Source organism: Cetobacterium sp. NK01 (genome assembly GCF_024506395.1).
GTDB lineage: Bacteria > Fusobacteriota > Fusobacteriia > Fusobacteriales > Fusobacteriaceae > Cetobacterium_A > Cetobacterium_A somerae_A.
The window spans coordinates 407,745-433,622 of record NZ_JANIBO010000002.1 but is presented as its reverse complement, the minus strand read 5'-3'; the positions used below and the strand labels follow the sequence as shown (position 1 = coordinate 433,622).

18 protein-coding genes, 9 tRNA genes, 3 rRNA genes, 1 pseudogene and 1 riboswitch are annotated in these 25,878 nt (G+C 31.0%); of the genes and pseudogenes, 19 read left to right on the top strand and 12 right to left on the bottom strand.

What is annotated here, in order from left to right:
- Positions 1–51: 51 nt before the first annotated feature.
- Positions 52–151: riboswitch (glycine riboswitch) on the bottom strand.
- Positions 152–321: 170 nt separating this feature from the next.
- The 6 genes and pseudogenes from NON08_RS11330 to NON08_RS11300 form a co-directional block, all read right to left on the bottom strand.
- The gene (locus NON08_RS11330; RefSeq protein WP_256691690.1) at positions 322–1,221 is read right to left on the bottom strand and encodes an ROK family protein; all 900 of its coding nucleotides are present in this window, start codon (positions 1,219–1,221) and stop codon (positions 322–324) included.
- Between the two features lie 10 nt (positions 1,222–1,231).
- Positions 1,232–2,101 (bottom strand): N-acetylneuraminate lyase, encoded by an 870-nt coding sequence (locus NON08_RS11325; RefSeq protein ID WP_256691689.1) that lies wholly within the window; start codon positions 2,099–2,101, stop codon positions 1,232–1,234.
- 17 nt (positions 2,102–2,118) lie between these two features.
- Positions 2,119–3,069, bottom strand: a complete 951-nt coding sequence (locus NON08_RS11320; RefSeq protein ID WP_256691688.1) for an acetylxylan esterase — start codon at positions 3,067–3,069, stop codon at positions 2,119–2,121.
- 6 nt (positions 3,070–3,075) lie between these two features.
- Positions 3,076–4,877, bottom strand: a pseudogene (locus tag NON08_RS11315) (TRAP transporter large permease subunit).
- 33 nt (positions 4,878–4,910) lie between these two features.
- Positions 4,911–5,897, bottom strand: coding sequence for a sialic acid TRAP transporter substrate-binding protein SiaP (locus NON08_RS11305; protein WP_319941559.1), 987 nt, complete (start codon positions 5,895–5,897; stop codon positions 4,911–4,913).
- Positions 5,898–5,951: 54 nt separating this feature from the next.
- The gene (locus NON08_RS11300; protein ID WP_256691685.1) at positions 5,952–6,947 is read right to left on the bottom strand and encodes a substrate-binding domain-containing protein; all 996 of its coding nucleotides are present in this window, start codon (positions 6,945–6,947) and stop codon (positions 5,952–5,954) included.
- Positions 6,948–7,101: 154 nt separating this feature from the next.
- Here NON08_RS11300 and NON08_RS11295 point away from each other — a divergent pair, with 154 nt between their 5' ends.
- Positions 7,102–7,512 (top strand): hypothetical protein, encoded by a 411-nt coding sequence (locus NON08_RS11295; RefSeq protein WP_256691684.1) that lies wholly within the window; start codon positions 7,102–7,104, stop codon positions 7,510–7,512.
- Between the two features lie 26 nt (positions 7,513–7,538).
- Here NON08_RS11295 and NON08_RS11290 read toward each other — a convergent pair whose 3' ends face one another.
- Positions 7,539–8,327, bottom strand: a complete 789-nt coding sequence (locus NON08_RS11290; RefSeq protein ID WP_256691683.1) for a Cof-type HAD-IIB family hydrolase — start codon at positions 8,325–8,327, stop codon at positions 7,539–7,541.
- Between the two features lie 71 nt (positions 8,328–8,398).
- On the bottom strand, positions 8,399–9,853 hold the full coding sequence (locus tag NON08_RS11285; protein ID WP_256691681.1) for an ABC transporter substrate-binding protein: 1,455 nt from the start codon (positions 9,851–9,853) through the stop codon (positions 8,399–8,401).
- A gap of 106 nt (positions 9,854–9,959) precedes the next feature.
- Here NON08_RS11285 and NON08_RS11280 point away from each other — a divergent pair, with 106 nt between their 5' ends.
- A complete protein-coding gene (locus tag NON08_RS11280) occupies positions 9,960–11,360 on the top strand; it encodes a PLP-dependent aminotransferase family protein (RefSeq protein ID WP_256691680.1) in 1,401 nt (466 codons plus the stop codon).
- A gap of 55 nt (positions 11,361–11,415) precedes the next feature.
- Here NON08_RS11280 and NON08_RS11275 read toward each other — a convergent pair whose 3' ends face one another.
- The gene (locus NON08_RS11275) at positions 11,416–11,925 is read right to left on the bottom strand and encodes an NUDIX hydrolase (protein ID WP_256691679.1); all 510 of its coding nucleotides are present in this window, start codon (positions 11,923–11,925) and stop codon (positions 11,416–11,418) included.
- A 2-nt stretch (positions 11,926–11,927) separates the two neighbouring features.
- Positions 11,928–12,797, bottom strand: coding sequence for an RluA family pseudouridine synthase (locus NON08_RS11270; RefSeq protein WP_256691678.1), 870 nt, complete (start codon positions 12,795–12,797; stop codon positions 11,928–11,930).
- A gap of 416 nt (positions 12,798–13,213) precedes the next feature.
- On the opposite strand from NON08_RS11270, the gene NON08_RS11265 reads away from it, so the two are divergent.
- From NON08_RS11265 to NON08_RS11255, 3 genes are read left to right on the top strand one after another with little or no spacing between them, the layout of a single operon-like run.
- Positions 13,214–13,921, top strand: coding sequence for a ParA family protein (locus NON08_RS11265; RefSeq protein WP_256691677.1), 708 nt, complete (start codon positions 13,214–13,216; stop codon positions 13,919–13,921).
- Positions 13,911–14,657: a hypothetical protein gene (locus NON08_RS11260; RefSeq protein ID WP_256691676.1), complete on the top strand. Its 747-nt coding sequence runs from the start codon at positions 13,911–13,913 to the stop codon at positions 14,655–14,657. Before NON08_RS11265 ends, NON08_RS11260 begins: the two co-directional genes overlap by 11 nt.
- Before the next feature lie 20 nt (positions 14,658–14,677).
- Positions 14,678–14,935: a hypothetical protein gene (locus NON08_RS11255; RefSeq protein WP_256691675.1), complete on the top strand. Its 258-nt coding sequence runs from the start codon at positions 14,678–14,680 to the stop codon at positions 14,933–14,935.
- Positions 14,936–15,070: 135 nt separating this feature from the next.
- Here NON08_RS11255 and NON08_RS11250 read toward each other — a convergent pair whose 3' ends face one another.
- A complete protein-coding gene (locus NON08_RS11250; RefSeq protein WP_256691674.1) occupies positions 15,071–17,068 on the bottom strand; it encodes a hypothetical protein in 1,998 nt (665 codons plus the stop codon).
- A gap of 852 nt (positions 17,069–17,920) precedes the next feature.
- On the opposite strand from NON08_RS11250, the gene NON08_RS11245 reads away from it, so the two are divergent.
- The 14 genes from NON08_RS11245 (at position 17,921) to NON08_RS11180 (ending at position 25,570) form a co-directional block, all read left to right on the top strand.
- Positions 17,921–17,997, top strand: a tRNA-Pro gene (locus tag NON08_RS11245).
- Positions 17,998–18,001: 4 nt separating this feature from the next.
- Positions 18,002–18,076, top strand: a tRNA-Gln gene (locus NON08_RS11240).
- Between the two features lie 9 nt (positions 18,077–18,085).
- Positions 18,086–18,160: transfer RNA gene (locus NON08_RS11235), tRNA-Glu, on the top strand.
- Positions 18,161–18,163: 3 nt separating this feature from the next.
- A tRNA-Tyr gene (locus tag NON08_RS11230) sits at positions 18,164–18,248 on the top strand.
- A 5-nt stretch (positions 18,249–18,253) separates the two neighbouring features.
- Positions 18,254–18,329, top strand: a tRNA-Thr gene (locus NON08_RS11225).
- A gap of 27 nt (positions 18,330–18,356) precedes the next feature.
- Positions 18,357–18,439, top strand: a tRNA-Leu gene (locus tag NON08_RS11220).
- Between the two features lie 130 nt (positions 18,440–18,569).
- Positions 18,570–20,082 (top strand): 16S ribosomal RNA (locus NON08_RS11215).
- A 52-nt stretch (positions 20,083–20,134) separates the two neighbouring features.
- Positions 20,135–20,210 (top strand) — tRNA-Ala (locus NON08_RS11210).
- Between the two features lie 136 nt (positions 20,211–20,346).
- Positions 20,347–23,264 (top strand): 23S ribosomal RNA (locus tag NON08_RS11205).
- Positions 23,265–23,313: 49 nt separating this feature from the next.
- A 5S ribosomal RNA gene (gene rrf / locus NON08_RS11200) occupies positions 23,314–23,430 on the top strand.
- The 16S, 23S and 5S rRNA genes sit together here with 8 tRNA genes alongside, the layout of an rRNA operon.
- Positions 23,431–23,440: 10 nt before the next feature.
- Positions 23,441–23,516, top strand: a tRNA-Asn gene (locus tag NON08_RS11195).
- Positions 23,517–23,726: 210 nt separating this feature from the next.
- Positions 23,727–23,927, top strand: coding sequence for a cold-shock protein (locus tag NON08_RS11190; RefSeq protein ID WP_023052292.1), 201 nt, complete (start codon positions 23,727–23,729; stop codon positions 23,925–23,927).
- Positions 23,928–24,050: 123 nt separating this feature from the next.
- Entirely contained in the window at positions 24,051–25,442 is a 1,392-nt protein-coding gene (locus NON08_RS11185) for an alanine/glycine:cation symporter family protein (protein ID WP_256691669.1), read from the top strand.
- 51 nt (positions 25,443–25,493) lie between these two features.
- Positions 25,494–25,570: transfer RNA gene (locus NON08_RS11180), tRNA-Arg, on the top strand.
- Between the two features lie 95 nt (positions 25,571–25,665).
- On the opposite strand, the gene NON08_RS11175 is transcribed toward NON08_RS11180, so the two are convergent.
- The gene (locus NON08_RS11175) at positions 25,666–25,839 is read right to left on the bottom strand and encodes a hypothetical protein (protein ID WP_256691668.1); all 174 of its coding nucleotides are present in this window, start codon (positions 25,837–25,839) and stop codon (positions 25,666–25,668) included.
- Positions 25,840–25,878: the final 39 nt, after the last annotated feature.

Below are 25,878 nucleotides of genomic sequence, written 5' to 3'. Positions count from 1 at the left end.
TAAAAAAGAATTATACACAAAAAATAGTTTAATACAAAAAAACTTTTATTGCATAATTCCTCTGTCCTTTTACCTGAGAGTTTAGTCCAAATATAACTTATATTTGGGTTTGCTCCTTCGGTGCTCATAGAGTCTCTCCAGAGGCTCGTCCAGTATAGGTCCTCAAGTTTTTCAACTAACCTGAAAGATTCACTTCTTCGGTGGCCATTTTTGGCTCTCTCCCTATACCTTCATCCGATTTTCTATTCAATTTTTTACTGTTGCTATGAAAACTATTGTAAAATGAAAACTTTTTTTTGTCAATAGTTTTTTTGAAATTTTTTACTTTACTTTTTCTAAAAGTAAATATACAGCGCCTAACATTCCTGCGTCATTGCCTCTTTCTGCCATTTTTATTTCAAGAATATCTAAATAATTTTTCATAACTTTTTTTTCTAAACTTTTTTTAAAAATATTTTTTAAAAAATCTCCTTGCTTTGAAATACCTCCTCCAATTACAATCAAAGAAGGATTAAAAATATATATTAAAGTTGCTAATCCATCTGTAAAGTAATCAGCCCATTCATCAACAATCTCTTTATATTCTATATTATTCTTATGAACTTCATCAAAGATTTCTTTTCCGTTTAATTTTTTACCAGTTTTTTCTTCTGCTAATTTTAAAAGTGCTGTAGTTGATGCATAACTTTGATAACATCCTTTACTACCACACCCGCATTGATTTCCATTTTTAACAATTTGTATATGTCCAAACTCTGCTGCAACACTGCCTTCTCCTCTTAAAAGCTCACCTTTTAAAACAATTCCTCCACCAATTCCAGTTCCAATTGTTAAACATAAAAAGTTCTCTTTTTCTTTGGCTGCTCCCATCCACATTTCACCTAAGGCTGCACAATTTACATCATTTTCTAAAACTGCTGGTATCTTATATTTTTTTTCTAATATATCTACTAAATTTGTTCCTATCCATCCTGGAATTAAATTTGTTCCACCTACAACTTTACCTATAACTCCATCTATTTGTCCAGTAGCAGATACAGCTATTCCCAATGTCTTCTCATTTTTTAGTTCTTCAACTATTTTATAAATCTTTTCTAATAATTGTTCCACACCTTTTGAAGCCTCAGTTAGTAAAGAAGAGGAGAACGTAACTTCTCCTCTTGGACTAACTAAGCCATATTTTATCTCTGTTCCTCCAATATCTATGGCTATTATATTCATTATTTATCTCCTATAAAAAATTTCTTCCAATCTCTTTTGCTGCTTCTATTTTTTTAGCTGATAATTTCTTCATTGGTAATCTACAATATCCTATTGCATCCACACCTTTTAGTTTTAAAATCTCTTTTATTGTTTGATATAATCCATTTCCTAAAATTGCTTCAATTATATCATTTAAATAAGTTTGTCTTTCTCTCGCAGTAACTAAATCTCCAGCTTTTGTTGCATCAAAAACTTCTCTAGCTATTTTTCCTGTTACATTATATGTACTTCCAATTGCTCCATCTACACCTAAAGCTACTGCAGGTAATAACATCTCATCAAATCCAGCATAAATTAATTTATGAGGAAATGCTTTTCTAACTCTTTCTAAAAGATAGAAATCTCCAGCTGTAAACTTAATACCTATAATTTTATCATGACAAAGTAATTCTCCAAACTGCTCAACATTCATATTAACTCCAGTTAAAAATGGAATTGAATAAATTATCATATTATTATTAGTTTCATTTACTATTGTCATATAGTAATTTTTAATCTCTTCGAAATCAAACTTATAATAAAATGGTGTAACAGCTGATAATGAATCATACCCTAACTCTGTTGCATACTTTCCTAATTCAACAGCCTCATATAAATTAATTGATCCCACTTGTGCAATTAATTTTACAGCATCTTTAGCCTCATCTTTTACAATTTCAAAAATTCTTTTTTTCATTTCTGTTGAAATCATAAAGTTTTCACCAGTACTTCCACCTACATATAATCCATCTACCTTCATTTCATCAATATTGTATCTTACAATATTTCTTGTTCCTTTTTCATCTAAATTTCCTTTTTCATCAAATGAGATTAATAATGCTGAATAAATACCTTTCATTTCTTCCTCCAAGTTTTTTATTTTAATAAGTTTAAGGCCCATTGATAAATTAAGTCTTCTAATCCATTAATGTTCTCGTGACCAAAATCAGGGTAAATAATATGCTCTTTCTTGCTTTTTATATTATTAAAAACAGCAAATTGAGTTGATGGTGGGCATATTTTATCTACTAATCCTGTTACCATTGTTACCTCTCCCTTTATATTTTTTACAAAATTTTTTACATCTATATATCCTAGCGTTTCAAAGAACTTATTTTCATTTTTATGTTGTGGATCATACCATCTAAAAAAATCTCTTAATTCTTGATATGCAAAATCTCCTAAATCTAAATCCCATACTCTTTTAAAATCTGAAAGATATGGATAAATTGTAAATATTTTGGAAACTTTATTTTCTAAAGAAGCTGCAACCAAAGCGAGAGCCCCTCCTTGAGAATATCCTAAAGTTCCTATTTTTGAATTATCTATATTTTTTAATTGAAAAATAATATCTAACAACCTAATTGCATCTAGGTATACTTTTCTATAATAACTTTTTTTAGGTCCATCTAATAAACCTCTTATTAGATTTCCTGTTCTAAAATATTCGTCGCCACTATTTCCCATTTGATCTCTACAATCCATAGCAAAGTAAGCTATTCCTGATGCCGCGTATGCTATTCTTTTAGACCAATCCCCACTGCTTCCTCCATAACCATGAAATTCTACAACTGCTGGGACTAATTTTGATATATTCTTAGGTAGCAACATTTTTACATATATTTTTTCACCATCTACTCCCTTAAAGGTTAAATCATAGCAATCACATAAAGGAGTTTGAAATTTTGCAGGAGTTATTACAACTCCTGCTTCTGTTTCTCTTAATTCCTTCAATGATTCTTGCCAAAATTCATCTATATCTAAAGGAGTTGGATTTGTTCCTTTATATTTTTTTAATTCACTTATTGGCAAATCTATATTAGGCATACTCTATCAAGCTCCTAATATTAAGTTTGGAACAAATAAAACAATTTGTGGGAATATAGTCAATAAAACTAAGGTTATTATTATTGGTACTAATAGCGGAATAACTCCTCGGGTTATTGTACTAACTGGTATTTTTCCAACCCTAGAAACTACAAATAATGCCATTCCCATTGGAGGTGTCAATATACCTATCATCAAGTTTAAAGTACTTAATACTCCAAAGAATACTGGATCTATACCAAACTGAACTACTACTGGTATTAACATTGGCAAAACTAAAACTTGTAAAGCTAATGCTTCTATAAATGTTCCTAAGAAAATTAAAAGTAAATTTATCATTACTAATACCATTAATGGTGATTTACCAAATGTCAAAAATACTTCTGCTATTTTCATAGAAATCTGTTCTCTTGCTATAACTTGTCCAAAGAAAGTTACTCCCATTATCATTAAAACTGTTACACCACTTATTTTTATAGTTTCTATAACATCTTTTACAAAGCCTTTCATTGTAAGTTCTTTATAAACAAAGAATCCTAATCCCATAGAATAGCAAGTAGCTATTACTGCAGCTTCTGTCGGTGTAAAATATCCAGAAAAAATTCCACCTATAATTATAAAAGGTGTTAATAATGCCCAAAAAGATTCCTTAAAAGATATCCATCTTTCTTGCATAGTAGCTTTAGGAGCTCTTCTATATCCTCTTTTTTTACAAATAAAATAATTCATTATCATAAGAGCAAATGTTAAAATTATTCCAGGAACAAAACCTCCTAAAAACAACCTAGCTATTGATTGATCAGCAATAACTCCATATATAATCATTGTTATACTTGGAGGAACTAGCGGACCAATTATACACGATGCTGCAGTTAATCCTCCACATAAATCATCGTCGTATCCCTCATCTCTCATAGCCTTTATCTCAAGTTGTCCTAATCCACCTGCATCTGCTAAAGCAGAACCAGACATTCCTGAAAATATTAAACTTGCAAATATATTAACATGACCCATACCGCCCGTATAGTGACCTAATAAAGCTTTTGCAAATCTAAATATTCTCTCTGTTATACCAGAACTATTCATTAATACTCCTGTTAAAACAAAGAAAGGAACACTTAATAAACTAAAACTATCTAAACTATCAACTAATAATGACCCTACAAAATAAACAACATTCCAGTCTGTAAGTGCAAAGAACAATAATGTAGCGAACACTAGAGAGAACCCTACTGGTACTCCAACAAAGATTAAACCAAACCATGATAAAAATGTTACTAGTGTTAACATTCTTTGCTCACCACCTTTTCATTTTCACTATCTATATGTTTAGGTGCTATAATAAATTTTCCTTCCTTATATTCCTCTCTAAGCACTTGAAAAAATCGTACTAACATCAAAGTAGCTATTAAAGGTAACGCTATATACATCCAACCAGCTGAAATTTTTAATGCTATCAGTTGAAATATTTTTTTTCTTAAGTATAATTTATATCCTATTTGAATCATTGCAACTAATGATACAAAAACAACTGACTGAATGAATGTATTGGCTATTTTTAGTCCTTTTCCTGAAAATTTATTATATAGAAAATCTATAAAAACATGTTGTTTATATTTTATTCCTATACTAACTCCTAACATTCCAACATATGTAAATAATAAGATAGCTAACTCCTCACTCCAAACTAGAGGAGAATCAAATATTTGTCTAAAAACAATTTGCGCTACAAGTATTGCAAACATCATTATAAAAAGTATAGCTCCTATAATTTCCTCTATGTTATCCAAAATTCGTTTTATATTCATATCCAACTCCTATATTATGCTACTATAACTCTTTTATTTAACTGCTATAATCTCCTCTAATCCAGCTTTACCTACTTTACCGTTGTTTTTCATGTATACTTCGTAGAAAGGCTGCATTGCACTTCTAAATGGATCTAAATTAGGATTTGTAACTGTTACACCTTGTTCTTTAAAGAAATCGATAAGACTAGCTTCTTCTTCCATGAATAACTTTGTATGGTACTGAGCTGCTAAATCTGACTCTTGCTTTACTAACTCTTGTAAATTTTTTGGTAATTTCTTCATACTTGAGTTACTAATTAAGTATAGTTGATCATTTAATATATGATTTGTCATTGCTAAATATTTTTGAACTTCATAAAATTTTTGTGCTCTTATTGCCGATAATGGATTTTCTTGTCCATCAACTGAATTTGTTTGTAAAGCTAAGTATACTTCTGAGAACGCCATTGGAGTTGGAGATGCTCCTGTATTTTTAGCATACTCTAAGTTTGCATCAGCTTTAGGAACTCTTAATTTTAGTCCTTTCATATCTCCTATCTCATTTATAGGTCTATTTGTTGTTGTTTGTCTTGTTCCATTGTATGCTTGAGATAAAATCTCAATATTTAAATTATCGTTAATTTTCTTTTGTAAATTTTTTCCAAACTCTGTATCAAATGTTGCTTTTTTCATATGATCAAAATCTTGAATTACATATGGTAATGAATATACTTGAGCTTCTGGAAAGAAAATATTAAATCTTCCAATTTCAGCAAATCCCATATCTAAAACTCCAGCTGATAATTGCTCTAACATAGATCTGTCATCTCCAAGTTGTGCTCCTGGGTATAATTCTACTACAATTTGACCATTTGATTTTTCTTTTAAATTATTAGCTAAATATTCTGCTGCTTTATACTCATTTGAACTTGTATTTGCTACTAACCCCATTTTTAGCTTATACACTTTTTCATTTGCCCCAAATGCTACCATTCCAAATACCAACGTTAATCCTGCTACTTTTAACACTCTTTTCATTAAAATTTCCTCCCTTAGAATTTACTTTTGACTTTTATATAATAATCTCAAGCTTTAATCTAAACTCTCCTTAAAAAGGATATCTATTTTAGTTTCATATTCATGAGATCTTTTTAAACTTGTTTTATATAATGATTCAAAAATCTTTTTTCCTGCTATATATCCTTGGTTGTAGAAATCTTCTGACACTGTTGCAACTACTTTGTCAGTTTTGATTAGTCCCCGTATTTTTTCATTAAAACCATTTGTTACAAATTTATAATTATCTTTTTTTATCTCCCCAAGATATTCAATTATTTCTGGAGCATATCTATTTATATATACACCGTCTATATCATTTGAAAGATAATTTAAAATTTGTTTTTTATTTTCTAATAAATTTTTAATTTGAATTGGCCCTTCAATTTTTCTATCTAATTCTTTTAATTTATCTAAAACACCCTTTAAATATATTTTTGATGAAATTAAATCATCTCCTGCGTCTATAACTAATATTTTTTTATTTTTATCTGCTATTTTTGATAGAACATCTGCGGCTATTCTTCCTGATTTTTCATATTTAGAATCTATATATGTATCTTCTTCAAAAAGTTGCTTACCTATTGATACAATTTTTAAGTCATTTTTTATTGGCTGCAACATTTTGATTATTTTTTCTCTATTTAAAGGAATAATTATTAAACCATGTATTTTTTTTTCTAAAAATTTTTTTAAAATTTCTAATTGCCCTTCACTATCGTTTATATCAGTTTCTAAAGTTTTTATTTTTATTCCATATGCTTTAACTTCCTCTTGAAAATCTTTTAAACCACTTTTTAATTTTTTAGAATATTCTTCATTAATTGATTTTACAATAATTGCAACAATCACTTTTTTTTCTTTTATTGCCAACGAACTTCCTAAGTAGTTTTTTTCATACCCCATTTCATCTGCTAATTTCAAAACTCTTTCTTTCGTTTCTATTTTTATATTTTTACTTCCATTTAATGCTCTAGCCACTGTTGTTCTAGTTATTCCTAGAATTTTAGCTAATTCTGCTTGAGTAACCACTTTACACCTACCTTTGTTCTCGTGAACATGTTCGTTAATAAATTAATATAACATTTTTTGGTATTTGTCAAATATTTTTTTTAATTATTCTTGTAAAAAAATGTAAAAGCCTTTATAATATTATGATAAAAGAAAATTTTGAAAGGAGATTTTTATGAAAATTATTAGTAAAACTAAACCAAAAGGTACAGAATATAATGAGCTAAAAAATATGAAAAAAGCAAAAAGAATTGTTAAAGCTAAAGAAGACAGAAGAAGAGCTGAAAATAAAAGGGTAAATGCTGAAGCTAGAAAAGAAAGAAGAATCGAAGGTGAATTTTACGATAGAGTAAAAGAAGTTGAAATTTTAGGTTTTAATAAAGGTATGCTATTAGTTCGTATTGGTGAAGATACTGAAAAGAGAAGCTTGACTTATGGAAGAAGAAGTATTGATCTTAAAGAAAATTTAAATTTAATTGGAAGTTTCCAGTTAAAACTATTTGGTGAAATGGTTGAATTAAAACATTTAAAGAATTTCGCTCAAATGAAAGATCAAATTGCTTGGGCAATTTCAGAAGATTTATAAAAAAAAGTGGGCTTAATACCCACTTTTTATATTTTTTGTACTAAAAATTCGTACACTCCATCATTATCATTTGAACTAGTTTTGTATTTCGCAATTTCTTTTAAATTATCTTCGGCATTCCCCATTGCTACTCCATATCCCACCATTTCAATCATCTCTTTATCATTATTAGCATCTCCAAAAGCTACACAAGTTTCTAATGTTAAATTTTTTATTTTTAAAATTCTCTCTAAACTTTTTCCTTTATTTACTTTTTTATTTAAAACTTCTAAATATTTTTCTTGAGAATATGTCAAATGAACTATTTCTCCTATTTTTTCTAATATTTCTTTTTCTACTTTTTCTAAATTAGATCTTTCATCAACAAATAAAGCTTTCGTCATTAATAAATTTAAAAATTTATCAAAATTTATTTCTATTGCATCAATGCCTATATTCTCTTTATAATATTGAGTCTGCCAATTTTGTTTATTTTCTACAAACCACTCTTCATCTTGATATAAATTTAAATGAATATTATTTTCTCTAGAAATTTTTATTAAAATTTTAACTATCTCTTCTGAAAGAGGCTCCTCGAATAATATTTCTTCATTTTTTGTATCTATTACTTTTGCCCCATTGTAACATATAGCTATTATAGGTAAATCTAACTTTTTTATTATACTTTTTGTAGCGCTATAAGATCTACCTGTTACAATAAGAATTTCTATACCTTTTTCATATATTTTCCTTAATATATCTATATTTTTTTTACTAATCTCTTTTTTAGAATTTAATAACGTACCATCTAAATCCAAAGCTATTGATTTTATCATTTATTCCCTCCGTGTTATAATATTCTATATTATAACAAAAAATGAGAAGAATTTCTCTCCTCATTTAATTTTTAATATTCTATATTTTCTAAAACATGATTTCCATTAGGATTAAATTTAAATCCCTTTATATTTTTATTTATTCCTATATTATACATTTTATAAACAATTGGAATTATTGGCTTTTCATCCTCTATAATCTCCTGAATCCTCTGATATTTTTCTTTTCTTTTTTCTTTAGAAAACTCTTTTCTAGCCTCATCTAAAAGTTTATTAACCTCTTTATTATTATAAAAACTTCTATTTCCAACTCCTCCTCTAGAGTTATTATGTAACAATGGATAATATCCATAATCGGCATCCCCTGTACTTGTATACCAAAGTCCTATCAAAGCATTATGTTTTCCTTGAGCTGTTAATTGCAAAAATGATGATAATTCTAAAGTTTGTATTTTTACATTAATTCCAATCTCTTTTAAATTTGCTTGAATTATTTGAGCCATTTGATATTTGCTTGTATCTTCATATATCCACAAATCTATTTCTATAGGAGTTTTATAATTTTTCATTATTTCTTTAGCTTTTTCTAAATTATATTCATTTATCTCCTTACTCGAGTATCCAAAGGTATTAGGTGTTATTATAGAATTGGCCACTTTTGATGTATTTTCAAATATAGCTTCATTTATAGAATCTTTATTTAAAGCATAGCCTATTGCTTTTCTTAAATTTTTATCATTAAGTGGTTCTTTTTCTGTGTTAATAGATAAAAAATCTGTTCCATATGATAACTCATTTATTATTTTTAAATCTTTGGAATTTTTAAAAGCTTTCACATCTATTGATGATATATCATAGGCGATTTGTATTTCGTTTGTTTCTAATGCTATATATCTATTTGGAGCTTCAGGTATTGTTAAAAATTCTATCTTTTCTATTTTGGGACTTCCTTTAAAATAATTCTTATTTTTTTCTAAAATAACCTTTTGGCCAGTTCCCCATTCAGAAAGTTTAAAAGCTCCTGTTCCTACTAATTTATTTTGCGAATTTTCTTTCACTATTGCCATAGATGAATGTGTCAAATTATGTAATAATATATCCACATTTGTTGTACAATTAATTTTTATTTTATACTTATCTATAATTTCTATTTTCTCTATTGGATCAGCTAATACTTTCGTCACAGGAATATTTTTATTTCTTTCTAAACTCTTTCTAACTATTTCACTCGTTAGTTCTTCTCCATCTTGAAAAAAAATATTCTTTTTTAAAGCAATTTCAATCGTATTATCTTTAATTTCATAGCTTTCTGCTAATTCTCCTTCTATTTCATTTTTATCATTAAGAATAAATAAATTATTATATATTTGTTTTGTTATGGCTAATGTTGAACTATCTGTATGCTTATGTGGATCGTAAGATCTTCCACTATACCCCAATCCTATTTTTATAACTGTCTCTTCTTTACAAAATAAGCTAATTGATAATAAAACAAAAATTATCAGCGACTTAAAAAAATTTTTCATTTTATCCCCCTTATAAATATGTTATACTTTTTAGTAGTATGACATATTTATTTTATTTTTTCAAAATTATATTACAAATTGTATTACTACACTTTTAGGAGGCACAATGAATATTCTTTTTAAAAACTTCAAGATTGAAAATGAAAACTTTATTTATATTCCATTATATATTTTTTTAAAAGATAAAATTGAAAAAAGGGAAATTTATCATAAACTTCCTTCTATCAGAAAAGTAGCTAACTTTTTAAATATTAGTTCTAATACTGTTGCAAAATCATACCTTGAATTAGAAAAAATAAACTATGTAAAAACAATTAAAGGTAGTGGTGTTTTTGTAAATAAAAATATTTTTTCTAAAATATCAAGTTCTCATCTTAATTTAGAAAATGATGATAATTTTACTTTAACCAGCAACTTGAAAATAGATTTTATTAACTCTACTCCCAATTATAGTTACCTTCCTGTTGACGACATAAAATATGCTATTAATTATATTTTAGATAGAGATCAAGAACTTGCTTTAATTAATGAAGGTCCTTTAGGAAGTTTAGAACTTCGTAATTCAATAAAATCTTCTTTGATTTGTTCTAATATCTACTCTAAAACAGAAAATATACATATTCTATCTGGAGCTCAACAAGGAATAGATTTAATTTCAAAAACTTTAGCTTTTTCAAAAAATCATATTATTGTAGAAAATCCAACTTACTTAGGAGCTCTTAAATCTTTTAAAAATCAAGATTTTATAATTCATACTATTGAAATGGAAAATGATGGTCTTGACATTAACCAACTTGAAAAATTGCTTTTACGAATTAATATTAAATTTGTTTATCTAATGGCAAATTTTCATACACCTACTGGAATTAATCTTTCTTATAAAAAAAGAGTTCGTCTTCTTGAACTTTCTGAAAAATTTAATTTTTTTATTATTGAAGATGATTCTGCATCTGATTTATATTTTTCTAAAGAAATACCTACTACTTTAAAATCTTTAGATAAAAATAATCGTGTTATTTATATTAAAAGTTTTTCAAAAATATTTATGCCTGGATTTAGATTAGGTTTTATTATTGTTCCCGATATTCTTTTGACATCTTTTTTGAATAATAAAATGCTATCTGATTCTAGTACTTCAACTTTATATCAAAAATCATTCTCTTTTCTTTTAGAAAAAGGCTTAATTGAGAAGCATATGATTCTTTGTAGAAAAAATTTTAAAATGATTCGAAATCTTATTATAAAAGAGTTAAGTAAAATATCTAATATTGATTTTATAACACCTTCTGGTGGTGGTTCTTTTTGGATTAAATTACCTAAAAATGTTTCTTCTATAAGCGTTTATAATAAACTTTTAAACGTTGGAGTTGGCATAGTTCCTGGAAATAATTATGGTTTTGATAATTTTATTAAGCTAAACTTTTCTAGAATTCAAAAAAAAGATATTGTATTAGGTATATCTCTTTTAAAAGAAACTATTGAATTTTTTGAAAATTTAGATATATAAAAAAGAGGGTTTGACATCGTTTATAATTTCTATACTTCGAGTCACCCTCTTTTTTTTATTTTTTTATTAAATTTTTATATAAAGACATTGCATAATGTGTTTTAAAATCATTTGTTGCCTCTTCTATATTTTCAATTTTTTCCCATACTTCTTCTAAATCTTCACCTTCATCTAGTTGCTTTTCATAATTTAATTCCTTATTTGTTTTTAATTTTAATATGAATACATATAATTCTTCTGATGTATAACCTGGAGATAAAATTAAAGGTTTAATTGGCGAATATAAAACTTTTAAACTTTCAAATTTATATCCTGTTTCTTCTCTTATTTCTCTTGCTAAGGTGTCTAATGGATTTTCATCGTTTTCAATTATTCCAGCTGGAATTTCAAGGAGTTCTGCAGAAACTCCTGGTCTATACTGTTTCACTAACAAAACTTTATCTTCGTTATAATTTAAAATTAATGCTGCCACAGCATTTGGCTTTTCTAAAAATTCTAATTGAATATCTCTTGTTGGATGTTTTTCAATTTTTACTTTTAAAAATTTCAAATCATTTATTTTCATATTTACTCTCCTATAATTCTAGCAAACTCTTTTGGAGTTGGTGAAATAAAACTCATTTCTTTAGAAGTCACTGGATGTTTTATTTTTAAAGTGTAAGCATGTAGTCCTAATCTTTTTAGAATATTTGTTTGAGCTCCATATTTCTTATCTCCAACAACTGGATGACCTATATCACTCATATGAACTCTGATTTGATTTTTTCTTCCTGTTTCTAAAGAAGCTTTTAAATATGTGTATTTTCCTTTTGTTTTTTCGACTTTATAATTTGTTATTGCTAATTTCCCACCAGTTTTATCATCTTTTACAGAATATGTTACAAAAGCTTTATTATCTTTTAAATATGATTTTATTTGACCTTTTTTCTCTTTTATAACTCCTTCAACTATAACTGCGTATTCTCTTTCTAAAACAAGTGTATCCCAATTATCTTGTAATTGATTTTTAATTTTTTCTGATTTTGCAAAAATCATTACTCCTGAAGTATCTTTATCTAACCTATGAACTATAAAAATTCTTTCTTTTTTATCTTTAGATTTCATATAATCCATTAATAGTTTATACGCTGTTCTTTCATTACTTTTTTTATCAGTTGAAATAGATAGTAAACCCGCTTCTTTTTCTATTACAATTATATCATTATCTTCAAACAGAATTTTTATTCCTTTTGGAGTTTTATCATTTCTATTTTTATTCCAATTTATCACAACTTCATCTCCAGGAGACAATAGTAAGTTAAATTGTCTTTCTATTTTTCCATTTACTTGAACTTGTTCTTTTACCAATAATGTTTTTATATTATTTTTGCTTTGTTTTGATAAATTGTTTATTAAAAATTGCATTAATTCACTTTTATCAGTTACATTAAATTTCATTTCATTTACCTCTTTTTTATTTCTATTATATCATATGTTTAATTTTATTGCGACAATTTGTCGTGTTTTAATTTTATTGCGACAATTTGTCGTGTTTTAATTTTATTGCGACAATTTGTCGTGTTTTAATTTTATTGCGACAATTTGTCGTGTTTTAATTTTATTGCGACAATTTGTCGTGTTTTAATTTTATTGCGACAATTTGTCGTGTTTTAATTTTATTGCGACAATTTGTCGTGTTTTAATTTTATTGCGACAATTTGTCGTGTTTTAATTTTATTGCGACAATTTGTCGTGTTTTAATTTTTTTATCCATAAATTATGGATAAAAAAATTGATTATTTTCCATTTTTAAATTATACTATAATTATTAAAAAAGGAGGTGAAAAGCGTTACTTTTTTTAGTGACGTTAATCATGGGGAAAATAATAACTATAAAAAATAACAAAGGTGGAGTTGGAAAATCAACTTTATCTAAAAATATTGCACATGGTCTTGCTATGTTAGATTTTAAAACTGCATTAATAACTTCAGATGCACAAAATGATAGCCTAATTCTTTTAGGAGGATGGTTTGAAGGTGGAAAGGGTTTTAAATCTTTTGTTCAAACTGGCGAAGAAATAAAAATTAAAATTAGAGAAAATTTGGACTATTTTCCTGTTGAAACTGATATTTTTGGAATAAATTTAAAAAATAAAATAAAAATTACTTTTGATTTATTAAAAGAAAATTACGACTTCATAATTGTGGACTGTGCTCCTGTTTTTAATGTTTTAAATGATATTATTTTAGAAATAACAGATGAAATCATTGTTCCAATAAAATTAGATAAATTAAGTACAGCTGGTATAACAAGATTAATTGAAAAAGCAGAGGGAAGTAAAATAACTCAAATAGTTCCTAATTTATATAGAAATACTAAAATATCAAGAGAATATTTTAAAAATTTATCCGATTTTTTTAATGATACTGGTGTTATCTTAACAAATCCTATCCCTGAAAGTGTTATTGAAGAGCAACTTTCAGAAAAAGGAAAAACAATTTGGGAAACACAAGCTAAAAAAGCTGAAGAATTACAAAATTTATATGGTGAGATTATCGGAGGAATTATCAATGAGCAATAAAAAAATTAATGTTTTAGATAGATTAAAACAAGACTCTTTTAAGAAAAAGGATTCTTCTGAAAAAAAACAAATTGTTGAAGCAAAAGAATTTGAAATAACCGTTATTGAAAAAGATTTTTTACCTGAGAGTGAAATTATATTTAATTATGATGATATTCATGATCTAGAATTAAAAAAAGATTTAATGAGATATGAGTCTCTTTTAAATTTAGCAAAAAGTAATTATCATACAAAAGCTGGAGAAATTTTATCTGAAGCTAATGAAAAATATGCTAACCATAAAAATGGAACTTTTAACATTTGGCTTGAGCATATGAAAATTGGTAAAAAAAGTGCTGAAAGATTAATTAATCGTTTTAGATTTATTAAAAATAATTGTTTAACAACAGAAGATCAATTATACTTTGAAACACTTCCTCTATCTTTAAGTTATGAAATTTCTTCACCTAATGCTAATCAAGAACTAATAAATGCAGTTTTAAATAAACAGATAAAAACAAGAAAAGAGTACATTAGTTTAAAAAATACTTTAAAAAATGAAACACCAAAAACTTCTGAATTTGATTCAATTGAAAAATTATTTAACAAATTAAATTCTAACATATCTACTTTAATTGAAAATAAAGTAGAATCTTCTATTTTAGATTCAAATAGAGCAAAGACTGTTTATGAAAAAATAGAACTTTTAAATAAAGAAATTAAGAGTCTACTTATTGAAATTGAAAAATTAAATTAAAAATAAAAAGGAGTAATAAAATGAAATTATTTGATTTTGCAGATTTTTATTATATTATTGAGCATAATAATGAATACTTTGAGTTTGAAATTGAGGATGAATTCTTAAATAATATTTCAGAAGAATTAGATATTGAAAATTTTGATATTTTAAAAATTTCTGAAATTTCAGAAGGTAACTTTGATATAACAATAAAAACTCCAACAGGAGAAGAAAAAAATTATAAATATGTTCTCTCGCCAGAAAGAATATCTTATATTTTATCAGTTACTGAATAATAAAATAAATATTATCTAAAATTAGTGACCTTTTTTAATGGTCACTTTTTTATTGAAATAAAATAGCCTAATCTCTATATTTTAAGAGATTAAGCTATTTTAAATTTTTCATTATTTTATACAGCACTAATGTCCTTATTTTAAAGGTTTTATTTTTATGTAACTTTCTTCATTTTCATTATACTCTAAAATGATATGCAAGCTTCCAAGTTCACCCTCAAAAAATTTAGTTATTCCTAACAAACGAATAATTTTGTTTACTTCTTTTATATTTTCTCCTTCTAATATATCTAAAATATCTAATTGAAACATTGACATATTCTTATATATTTTTCTTATTTCTAAATTTTTAGACATTTGTGTTGTATTTATTTCTAGTTGATTATTTTCACTTTTATCCTTGGCCGCATGTGCTGTATTTAAATTCGAGTCTATTATCTCAATTTCTTGGATATAATTATTATCCATTTGTGTTGTATTTAAATTTGGTTCTATTTCTATTTTTTCTATTTTAGAAATATTTAATGTACTCTTAGCCGTATCTGCTGTATATTTAGTTATATTTTTTTCTAAATAATCTTTAATTATTTTATCTTTTGCTGCAGTAAAGGCCATCTTTTGTATTTTCCCTTCTACTCCACACATTTTGATATAATCTATATATGCATCTTTTTCTATTTTTTCCTTTTCTTCTAAACTGATTTTGTTTAATAACTCCTCTATTTCTAAATTTATTTTTGAATCTTCAGTTGACACTACTGCTTCTTCTGTAAAATTCATTAACTTTAAATTCTCGATTTTGGACTTATCTGTTGTATTTTTTTTCTTTTGTAATATAAAATCTTCTGCCCATCCTTTGGACAAAGCTTGAATCATATAACTTCTTATATTACTTACTTTTTGAACTTTTATGTACTCTGACACCAATTTTAAATGCTCAAATCCATATTGTCTTATTCCATCTTTTATAACTTTTGGTAATGTTTTTAATTCTTTCGCTTTAGATGGTAATATATTTAAAATTTCTTGTAATTTTTCATTTGTAGGTATTCTATCTATAGTTTCCGCTTTTACAGCTTCGAAGTGCTTATTTCCATCATTTGGTAAGTCAACTCCACTATCTGTGTGAGTTATTAGTAAATTATCAAAATGGTTTTTATCATCATAAAAATATGATTGTTTTAACTCATTGTGAGATTCATTAAAATAAAATTCAAATTCAGATTCTATCCATTTACTATTTTTTATAACTGAATAATCTGCAATTAAATTCATTTTCTTCAATTCTTGACAACTTTTTTCAATAACTTTTATAGTTCTTCCTATTTTCTGAATATTTTCACTTAATGGAATTCTTTTTATTAAATTTATCGATAAAACTTTTATATACATTCTATTAAATCTTAATTTATTAATAAGCATATAAAGTGCTCTTGTAATTGGATTATCCATACTTAAAAGTAATTGTGAATCATATACTAAATAGCCTTTTCTTATTATATTATCATAAAAATGCTCTGAAATAGATACTTTTATAACTTCTTTAATTCTACGATCAGTAAATAATTCTTTTTCTGATTCTTGAGCCTGTTTTAAAGAAATCATATGAATATTCATAATATTTGTATTAATTTGCTCCTCTATTATTCCCTTTATTTTATTAGAATATAGAGAATTTTTAAATGTATAACTTGTTTGTGATAGTCTTACTAAGGCTTTTGAAATTCTTCCATAAAATCCTTTAAATGATTCTTGAGCAATACCCATGCTTGTTAAAATCTCACTTATTGTTGTATAAAAGGTATTATGATAACGTTTATCTCTCATTATCTTTAACAATGCAATAAATACTCTCTCTTCTAATTCACCTGGAATATAATCTCCTGAGGTTGGATTTACTTGAATATAAGCTTCTTTTGATCTATTAAAAAAATATCTTATTATTTGATTTTTCTTTTTACTTGTGCTTTTAGTAAATAGTGGATATTCTATCATATTTATATCAATTCTAACTAAACTATGACTTTTTTCGTTTTCAATTTCAGAAACATCTAAAAATTTCTCTACTATTTCACTTGGACCTGTATCAATAACTTGATTCATAGGAATATCAAATTTTTTTACTTTTTTCATTTTCACCAGTCCTTTAATGTTGTATATTTTATATTTATATCCTTTTATGCTGTATATTTTACTATAAAATTTTTATTTTTTCAACAATTTTTACCTCTAGTGTTGTATAATTTTTAATATTTTTTTTATTTAATATTTTTATCTATTAGTTAGTCTACATTAGTGGACATTTTTTTTATTTTATCTAATATGCAACAGTAACGTCTTATAAAATACAACACTAATGTCTTTAATATACAACATGTATGGATATTCATATACAACAGTAACGTCTATAGATATACAACATCTACGGTCAGTATTTTTTTATACTTATTTCTTTTAATGTCTTAATTTATCTATCTTCTCATAGACATTTTTTATATTTTTTATTTTTACAACAATATAAACAACTATAAACAAAAAAAACAACTATAACAAACTTTTCTAGTAATAAAATATTTTTTAAAAAAATTAACCAAATTCTTTATATAAAAAATAAAATATTTTATTATCTATGAGTTCTTTAAATTAAAAATTAAATTTAGTAACTAAAACAATAAATCATTTTAATTAAATATATTTAAAATAAAAAAATTTCTTATATTTAATATGAACTTATCTTTAAAAAAATATAAAGTCATTAAAACTAATAAGCTTATTTAAAAAAAATTTACTCTTAAAAAAATATTTTTCAATAATGTAAAATAAAAATAAAATCTACAACATTAAGAATTTTAAAAACATTACCTTATAATGTATTTCAAATAAATAAAAATTATATAAAAAAATAAAAAAGTTTGTTGACATTATTTAAAAGTTGTGGTACTATAATTTTTGTCAGCAGGAAATGTTGATGCAAAACAAATAAGTCGGAATATAGCGCAGTCCGGTAGCGCACCTGCCTTGGGAGCAGGGGGCCGCAAGTTCGAATCTTGCTATTCCGACCATTAATGGGGTGTCGCCAAGCGGTAAGGCAACGGACTTTGACTCCGTCATGCGTTGGTTCGAATCCAGCCACCCCAGCCAAAAAGTTTTGCCCCGTTCGTTCAGTGGTAAGGACAATAGATTTTCACTCTATAAACAGGGGTTCGATTCCCCTACGGGGTACCAAATGGTGAGGTTCCCGAGCGGCCAAAGGGATCAGACTGTAAATCTGACGGCTCTGCCTTCGAAGGTTCGAATCCTTCTCTCACCACCATATAAGCCGCTTTAGCTCACCTGGTAGAGCAACTGACTTGTAATCAGTAGGTAATTGGTTCGACTCCGATAAGCGGCACCATTACAAATTTATACTAATGTATCACCTGCGAGGGTGGCGGAATTGGCAGACGCACCAGACTTAGGATCTGGCGTTTCGACGTGAGGGTTCAAGTCCCTCCTCTCGCACCAAATTTTTACAACAGAAAAGGACATTAACAACCGAATAGAGAAAATAGTCAGAAGTTATGAAAATAACAAATGCCAGAAATGGCAAACCAATAAATGGTGTAAACGTAAGTCTTAGGACTTTAAATATATTTGAATGAAGAGTTTGATCCTGGCTCAGGATGAACGCTGACAGAATGCTTAACACATGCAAGTCGATTCAAGTTACCTTCGGGTAACGAGGATGGCGGACGGGTGAGTAACGCGTAAGGAACTTGCCTCTTGGTCTGGGACAACTGTTGGAAACGACAGCTAATACCGGATATTATGAGATTCTCGCATGGGAAATTTATGAAAGCTATATGCGCCAAGAGAGAGCCTTGCGTTCCATTAGCTAGTTGGTGGGGTAACGGCCCACCAAGGCGACGATGGATAGCCGGCCTGAGAGGGTGAACGGCCACAAGGGGACTGAGACACGGCCCTTACTCCTACGGGAGGCAGCAGTGGGGAATATTGGACAATGGGCCACAAGCCTGATCCAGCAATTCTGTGTGCACGATGAAGGTCTTCGGATTGTAAAGTGCTTTCAGTTGGGAAGAAGAAAGTGACGGTACCAACAGAAGAAGCGACGGCTAAATACGTGCCAGCAGCCGCGGTAATACGTATGTCGCAAGCGTTATCCGGATTTATTGGGCGTAAAGCGCGTCTAGGCGGAAAAATAAGTCTGATGTTAAAATGCGGGGCTCAACTCCGTATTGCGTTGGAAACTGTTTTTCTAGAGTACTGGAGAGGTGGGCGGAACTACAAGTGTAGAGGTGAAATTCGTAGATATTTGTAGGAATGCCGATGGAGAAGTCAGCTCACTGGACAGATACTGACGCTGAAGCGCGAAAGCGTGGGGAGCAAACAGGATTAGATACCCTGGTAGTCCACGCCGTAAACGATGATCACTAGGTGTTGGGGGTCGAACCTCAGCGCCCAAGCTAACGCGATAAGTGATCCGCCTGGGGAGTACGCACGCAAGTGTGAAACTCAAAGGAATTGACGGGGACCCGCACAAGCGGTGGAGCATGTGGTTTAATTCGACGCAACGCGAGAAACCTTACCAGCGTTTGACATCCTAAGAAGTTTCTAGAGATAGATTCGTGCCGGCTTGCCGGAACTTAGTGACAGGTGGTGCATGGCTGTCGTCAGCTCGTGTCGTGAGATGTTGGGTTAAGTCCCGCAACGAGCGCAACCCCTATTGTATGTTGCTACCATTAAGTTGAGCACTCATGCGATACTGCCTGCGATGAGCAGGAGGAAGGTGGGGATGACGTCAAGTCATCATGCCCCTTATACGCTGGGCTACACACGTGCTACAATGGGCAGTACAGAGAGTTGCCAACCCGCGAGGGTGAGCTAATCTCTTAAAGCTGTTCTTAGTTCGGATTGTACTCTGCAACTCGAGTACATGAAGTTGGAATCGCTAGTAATCGCAAATCAGCATGTTGCGGTGAATACGTTCTCGGGTCTTGTACACACCGCCCGTCACACCACGAGAGTTGGTTGCACCTGAAGTAGCAGGCCTAACCGTAAGGAGGGATGTTCCTAAGGTGTGATTAGCGATTGGGGTGAAGTCGTAACAAGGTATCCGTACGGGAACGTGCGGATGGATCACCTCCTTTCTAAGGAGACTAACTTTTTCTCTATTCGATTGATACTGTTCTTTGTAAGTATGGGGATATAGCTCAGTTGGGAGAGCGACGCACTTGCACTGCGTAGGTCAGCGGTTCGACTCCGCTTATCTCCACCAAAACATTATCAAACTTGGACATTGGAAACTATATAGTAGATATTGAGAAAATATTCTAAATTAACTAACAATTCATTTTTAAGTCAATCTTAAATTGAGTAGTTAGTCTGTCTAAATAATATGAATTATATTACAAGGTTAAAATATTAAGGGCACACGAAGGATGCCTAGGAAGTAAGAGCCGATGAAGGACGTGGTAAGCTGCGATAAGCTTGGTGGAGTTGCAATCGAACTGTGATGCCAAGATTTCCGAATGGAGAAATCTGCTAAGATGGAGTCTTAGCACGAAAGAGGGAACCGGGTGAACTGAAACATCTAAGTAACCCGAGGAAAAGAAAGTAAAAACGATCCCCTAAGTAGCGGCGAGCGAACGGGGGTGAGCCCAAACCGTAGATGTGCCAAGGATGCAGCCGTTGCATCTACGGGGTAGCGGGAAGATCGTCTGAAGAACTGCAAGGTATTCGACATTATGATACGCCGAACTGGAAAGGTCTGGAAAGGCCTGCCGTAGAGAGTGAAAGCCTCGTACAGGTAAACCGTATCAAATGTATGATCTCTCCCAAGTAGCACGGAACACGAGGAATTCTGTGTGAATCTGCGAGGACCATATCTCGTAAGGCTAAATACTCTTACTTACCGATAGCGCATAGTACCGTGAGGGAAAGGTGAAAAGAACCCCGGGAGGGGAGTGAAATAGAACCTGAAATCGTGTGCTTACAAGCGGTCAGAGCCCTTTGGGGTGATGGCGTGCCTTTTGGAGAATGATCCTGCGAGTTACGTTCAGTGGCAAGGTTAAGTTTAACGGAGCCGAAGGGAAACCGAGTCTGAATAGGGCGACATAGTCGCTGGGCGTAGACGCGAAACCTGGTGATCTAAGCCTGTCCAGGGTGAAGCTGTGGTAAGACACAGTGGAGGCCCGAACTCACCGCCGTTGAAAAGTTGGGAGATGAGGTAGGTTTAGGGGTGAAAAGCCAATCGAACCAGGAGATAGCTCGTTCTCTCCGAAATGCATTTAGGTGCAGCCTTGAGTGTTCAATTATGGGGGTAGAGCACTGAATGACCTAGGGGGCATACTGCTTACCGAAGTCAATCAAACTCCGAATACCATAATTCTAGAGCTCAGGAGTGAGACTATGGGAATTAACTTCCATGGTCAAAAGGGAAACAACCCAGACCACCAGCTAAGGTCCCTAATTATAACTAAGTGGGAAAGGAGGTGGAGATTCACAAACAACCAGGAGGTTGGCTTAGAAGCAGCCATACCTTTAAAGAGTGCGTAATAGCTCACTGGTCGAGAGTCTCTGCGCCGACAATGTAACGGGGCTAAGTTATAAACCGAAGCTGTGGAGTTGCGTAAGCGACTGGTAGGAGAGCGTTCTGTAGGCCGTTGAAGGAGAATCGACAAGAGACTCTGGAGGTATCAGAAGTGAGAATGCAGGAATAAGTAGCGAGAATGGGGGCGAGAATCCCCCACGCCGGAAGACCAAGGGTTCCAGGGTAAAGTTTGTCGCCGCCTGGGTAAGCCGGGTCCTAAGCCGAGGCTAGATTGCGTAGGCGAATGGAAAACAGATTAATATTTCTGTGCCACTGATATCAAGTGATGGAGGGACGCAGGAGGTTATGCACGCTGGCGAACGGAAGTGCCAGTTCAAGCATGTAGCGTGGTCTAGTAGGAAAATCCGCTAGACTAAACGTGAGGTGTGATGAGGAGTCGTAAGATGGAAGGTGCAAATACCACACTGCCGAGAAAAGCTTCTAAGCGTTATAAAGATATTAGTGCCCGTACCCCAAACCGACACAGGTGGTCAGGATGAGAAATCTAAGGCGGACAGGCTAACTCTCGTTAAGGAACTCTGCAAAATAGCCCCGTAACTTCGGGAGAAGGGGTGCCTTTTATGGTGAGCGTACACGCGACGCAAAGCTATGAGAGGCCGCAGTGAAGAGTCTCAGGCGACTGTTTAACAAAAACACAGGTCTATGCTAAGCTGTAAGGCGACGTATATGGGCTGACACCTGCCCAGTGCCGGAAGGTTAAGAGGAGGAGTGAGAGCTCCGAATTGAAGCCCCGGTGAACGGCGGCCGTAACTATAACGGTCCTAAGGTAGCGAAATTCCTTGTCGGGTAAGTTCCGACCTGCACGAATGGTGTAACGATCTGAGAGCTGTCTTGACGGGAGGCCTGGTGAAATTGTATTACCGGTGAAGATACCGGTTACCTGCAGTAGGACGGAAAGACCCCATGGAGCTTTACTGTAGCTTGGTATTGGGTTTTGGCATCGTATGTATAGGATAGTTGGGAGACTAAGATGTGTGGTCGCTAGATTACGCGGAGTCACTGGTGGAATACCAACCATACTATGTCGGAATTCTAATTTGAGGTTTGTACCCTCGAAGACAGTGCTAGGTGGGCAGTTTGACTGGGGCGGTCGCCTCCGAAAGAGTAACGGAGGCGTTCAAAGGTTCTCTCAGGTTGGATGGAAATCAACCGTAGAGTGCAATGGCATAAGAGAGCTTAACTGCGAGACTGACGGGTCGAGCAGGTGCGAAAGCAGGACATAGTGATCCGGCGATTCCGAATGGAAGGGTCGTCGCTCAACGGATAAAAGCTACCCTGGGGATAACAGGCTGATTCTACCCGAGAGTCCATATCGACGGTAGAGTTTGGCACCTCGATGTCGGCTCATCGCATCCTGGGGCTGGAGAAGGTCCCAAGGGTTGGGCTGTTCGCCCATTAAAGCGGTACGTGAGCTGGGTTCAGAACGTCGTGAGACAGTTCGGTCCCTATCCACTGTAGGCGTTAGAGTATTGAGAAGATCTGTCCTTAGTACGAGAGGACCGGGATGGACAAACCTCTGATGTACCAGTTGTCACGCCAGTGGCACAGCTGGGTAGTCACGTTTGGAACAGATAACCGCTGAAAGCATCTAAGCGGGAAACTGACTTCAAGATAAGTACTCTTTAAGATACCTTCGAGACTAGGAGGTTGATAGGTTGGGGGTGTAAGAGTTGTGAGACTTTTAGCTGACCAATACTAATATATCGAAGTTTTAACCTTAATATACTACTATATAGTTTCAAGTGTTCAAGAACACAAATAAATATTGATTGGCAACGATAGCTATGGAGGTACACCCAGTAACATTTCGAACCTGGAAGTTAAGCCCATAAACGCTGAAAGTACTTGGGGGGCAGCCCCCTGGGAGGATAGGAAGTTGCCAATCTTAAAAAAGTGCTTCTTTAGCTCAGTTGGTAGAGCGCACGACTGTTAATCGTGTTGTCGCTGGTTCGAGCCCAGCAAGAAGCGCCATTTTTTTATTTTTTGTAAGCTAAAATGAATTAGAATAACAGAAAAAATTTGACATGAACATCTAAATAGTGTATACTGTGTTTAAATGATGTATAAATTGAAAGAAATTCTAGTATTTAATATTTAAAGGTCTTTACATAGGTACCTTATATTAGTTGGATTGAATGGAGATTTATTACATGAAATCAAAAATTTTTATGGAGGTATCAAATGAAAGGTACAGTTAAATGGTTTAACCAAGAGAAAGGATTTGGATTTATCACTGGTGAGGATGGAAAGGACGTTTTCGCACACTTCTCTCAAATCCAAAAAGATGGATTCAAAACTCTTAACGAGGGAGAAGAAGTTACTTTTGATGTAACTGAGGGAGCTAAAGGACCTCAAGCTACAAACATCGTAGTTGCAAAGTAATTTATCAGGAGCTTAAATAGCTCCTTTTTTTTTATGAAAATAATTGTAATTTAAAAAATATATTTTTCATTTACCTTTTAATATGATAATATTATTTCATATAAAATTAAATAAGGGGGATAAATGGAATTTTTAAATCTTATAGTAAATTTTTTGAATGATATTTTATGGGGGTATGTTCTAATAGTAATGTTATTATTTGTGGGAACATACTTTACTTTGAAGACAAAATTCGTACAAATTAGATATTTTATTCAAATGATAAAAATCCTAGGTGATAGTGTTGGTCATAAAGGTGGAGTTTCATCATTTAAAGCGTTTTGTATAAGTACTGCTTCTAGAGTTGGAACTGGAAATTTAGCTGGAGTTGCAATAGCTATAGCTTCAGGAGGACCAGGTGCTATATTTTGGATGTGGCTAATAGCTATTATTGGTGGAGCATCTAGTTTTGTTGAAAGTACTTTGGCTCAAATATATAAAGTTAAAGATGGAGAAGCTTTTAGAGGAGGACCAGCTTATTATATGGAAAAGGCTTTAAATAAAAGATGGATGGGAGTTGCCTTTTCAATATTGATTTCAATTACTTTTGGTTTGATATTTAATTCAGTTCAATCAAATACAATATCACTAGCATTTCATGAAGCTTTTAAATTAGATAGATCAATAATAGGAATTATATTAGCAGTGGCAACAGGAGCAATTATATTTGGTGGAGTTCAAAGAATTGCTAATTTTAGTGCAGCTGTAGTTCCAGTTATGGCTACTTTATATATAATGGTTTCACTGTACGTTATAATAAGTAATATAAGTATGGTACCTGAAATATTTAGTGATATAATTGAAAATGCTTTTGGAATTAGACAAGCTGTGGGTGGTGGAATTGGAGCAGCTATAATGACTGGAGTAAAAAGAGGATTATTTTCTAATGAAGCTGGTATGGGATCAGCACCAAATGCAGCAGCAGCAGCAGAAACATCTCATCCAGTGAAACAAGGTTTTGTACAAACATTAGGAGTATTTACTGATACAATTTTAATTTGCTCGTGTACAGCTTTTATGGTGTTAATATCAGGTGCGCATAAAACAGAAGGATTAACTGGAATTCAGTTAACTCAAAATGCATTAAGTTCACAAGTTGGTGGATGGGGAAATGTCTTTATTGCTATATGTATATTATTATTTGCTTTTAGTTCAATAATTGGAAACTACTATTATGGAGAAACAAACATAGAGTTTTTGACTCCAAATAAAGCTTGGTTAAATCTTTATAGAGCTGGGGTAGTAGGAATGGTAATGTTTGGTTCAATAGGAGAATTAGCTTTAGTGTGGAATATGGCTGATTTATTTATGGGATTAATGGCAGTATTAAACCTAATAGCAATATTCTTACTTGGTAAAGTTGCATTTGAAGCATTAAAAGATTATAGTACTCAAAAAGAGAATGGTATAGATCCAAGTTTTAATAAAAATGATATAGATATGCCTTATGGAGAAAGAGTAGAGTGTTGGGATTAATAAAAAATTATTGACTTAATTTTAAAAATGCTGTAAAATCTCAGTGGTAGGGCCTCCATAGCTCAATTGGATAGAGCATCTGACTTCGGATCAGAGGGTTATGGGTTCGATCCCTGTTGGGGGCGCCACATTAAAATATATAAAATAAAGTATTAATATAAAAAGAGCTTAGATTTAAAATCTAAGCTCTTTTTATATATCCTTTTGTATTTATAATTTCTAATTATGTTTTAAATTTCTTTAATGTATTTAAAAATAAAGTTATTTCTTCTTGAGGAAATAAATCTTTAAATTTATCTTGTATATTAGGTAAAAAAGAATCAATATAATTAATAGCGAATAAACCGTCTTTTAAAAGATAAAGACTTTTTTTTCTTGAATCAAGCTTTTTTTTCAATTAATCCTTTATCTTCTAAATTTGATAATAGATAATTAA

Excerpts from the sequence above, each read along its gene's own strand:
- NON08_RS11330 (WP_256691690.1), bottom strand. The coding sequence starts at position 1,221 with ATGAATATAATAGCCATAGATATTGGAGGAACAGAGATAAAATATGGC.
- NON08_RS11325 (WP_256691689.1), bottom strand. The coding sequence starts at position 2,101 with ATGAAAGGTATTTATTCAGCATTATTAATCTCATTTGATGAAAAAGGA.
- NON08_RS11320 (WP_256691688.1), bottom strand. The coding sequence starts at position 3,069 with ATGCCTAATATAGATTTGCCAATAAGTGAATTAAAAAAATATAAAGGA.
- NON08_RS11305 (WP_319941559.1), bottom strand. The coding sequence starts at position 5,897 with ATGAAAAGAGTGTTAAAAGTAGCAGGATTAACGTTGGTATTTGGAATG.
- NON08_RS11295 (WP_256691684.1), top strand. The coding sequence starts at position 7,102 with ATGAAAATTATTAGTAAAACTAAACCAAAAGGTACAGAATATAATGAG.
- NON08_RS11290 (WP_256691683.1), bottom strand. The coding sequence starts at position 8,327 with ATGATAAAATCAATAGCTTTGGATTTAGATGGTACGTTATTAAATTCT.
- NON08_RS11285 (WP_256691681.1), bottom strand. The coding sequence starts at position 9,853 with ATGAAAAATTTTTTTAAGTCGCTGATAATTTTTGTTTTATTATCAATT.
- NON08_RS11280 (WP_256691680.1), top strand. The coding sequence starts at position 9,960 with ATGAATATTCTTTTTAAAAACTTCAAGATTGAAAATGAAAACTTTATT.
- NON08_RS11275 (WP_256691679.1), bottom strand. The coding sequence starts at position 11,925 with ATGAAAATAAATGATTTGAAATTTTTAAAAGTAAAAATTGAAAAACAT.
- NON08_RS11270 (WP_256691678.1), bottom strand. The coding sequence starts at position 12,797 with ATGAAATTTAATGTAACTGATAAAAGTGAATTAATGCAATTTTTAATA.
- NON08_RS11265 (WP_256691677.1), top strand. The coding sequence starts at position 13,214 with ATGGGGAAAATAATAACTATAAAAAATAACAAAGGTGGAGTTGGAAAA.
- NON08_RS11260 (WP_256691676.1), top strand. The coding sequence starts at position 13,911 with ATGAGCAATAAAAAAATTAATGTTTTAGATAGATTAAAACAAGACTCT.
- NON08_RS11255 (WP_256691675.1), top strand. The coding sequence starts at position 14,678 with ATGAAATTATTTGATTTTGCAGATTTTTATTATATTATTGAGCATAAT.
- NON08_RS11250 (WP_256691674.1), bottom strand. The coding sequence starts at position 17,068 with ATGAAAAAAGTAAAAAAATTTGATATTCCTATGAATCAAGTTATTGAT.
- NON08_RS11190 (WP_023052292.1), top strand. The coding sequence starts at position 23,727 with ATGAAAGGTACAGTTAAATGGTTTAACCAAGAGAAAGGATTTGGATTT.
- NON08_RS11185 (WP_256691669.1), top strand. The coding sequence starts at position 24,051 with ATGGAATTTTTAAATCTTATAGTAAATTTTTTGAATGATATTTTATGG.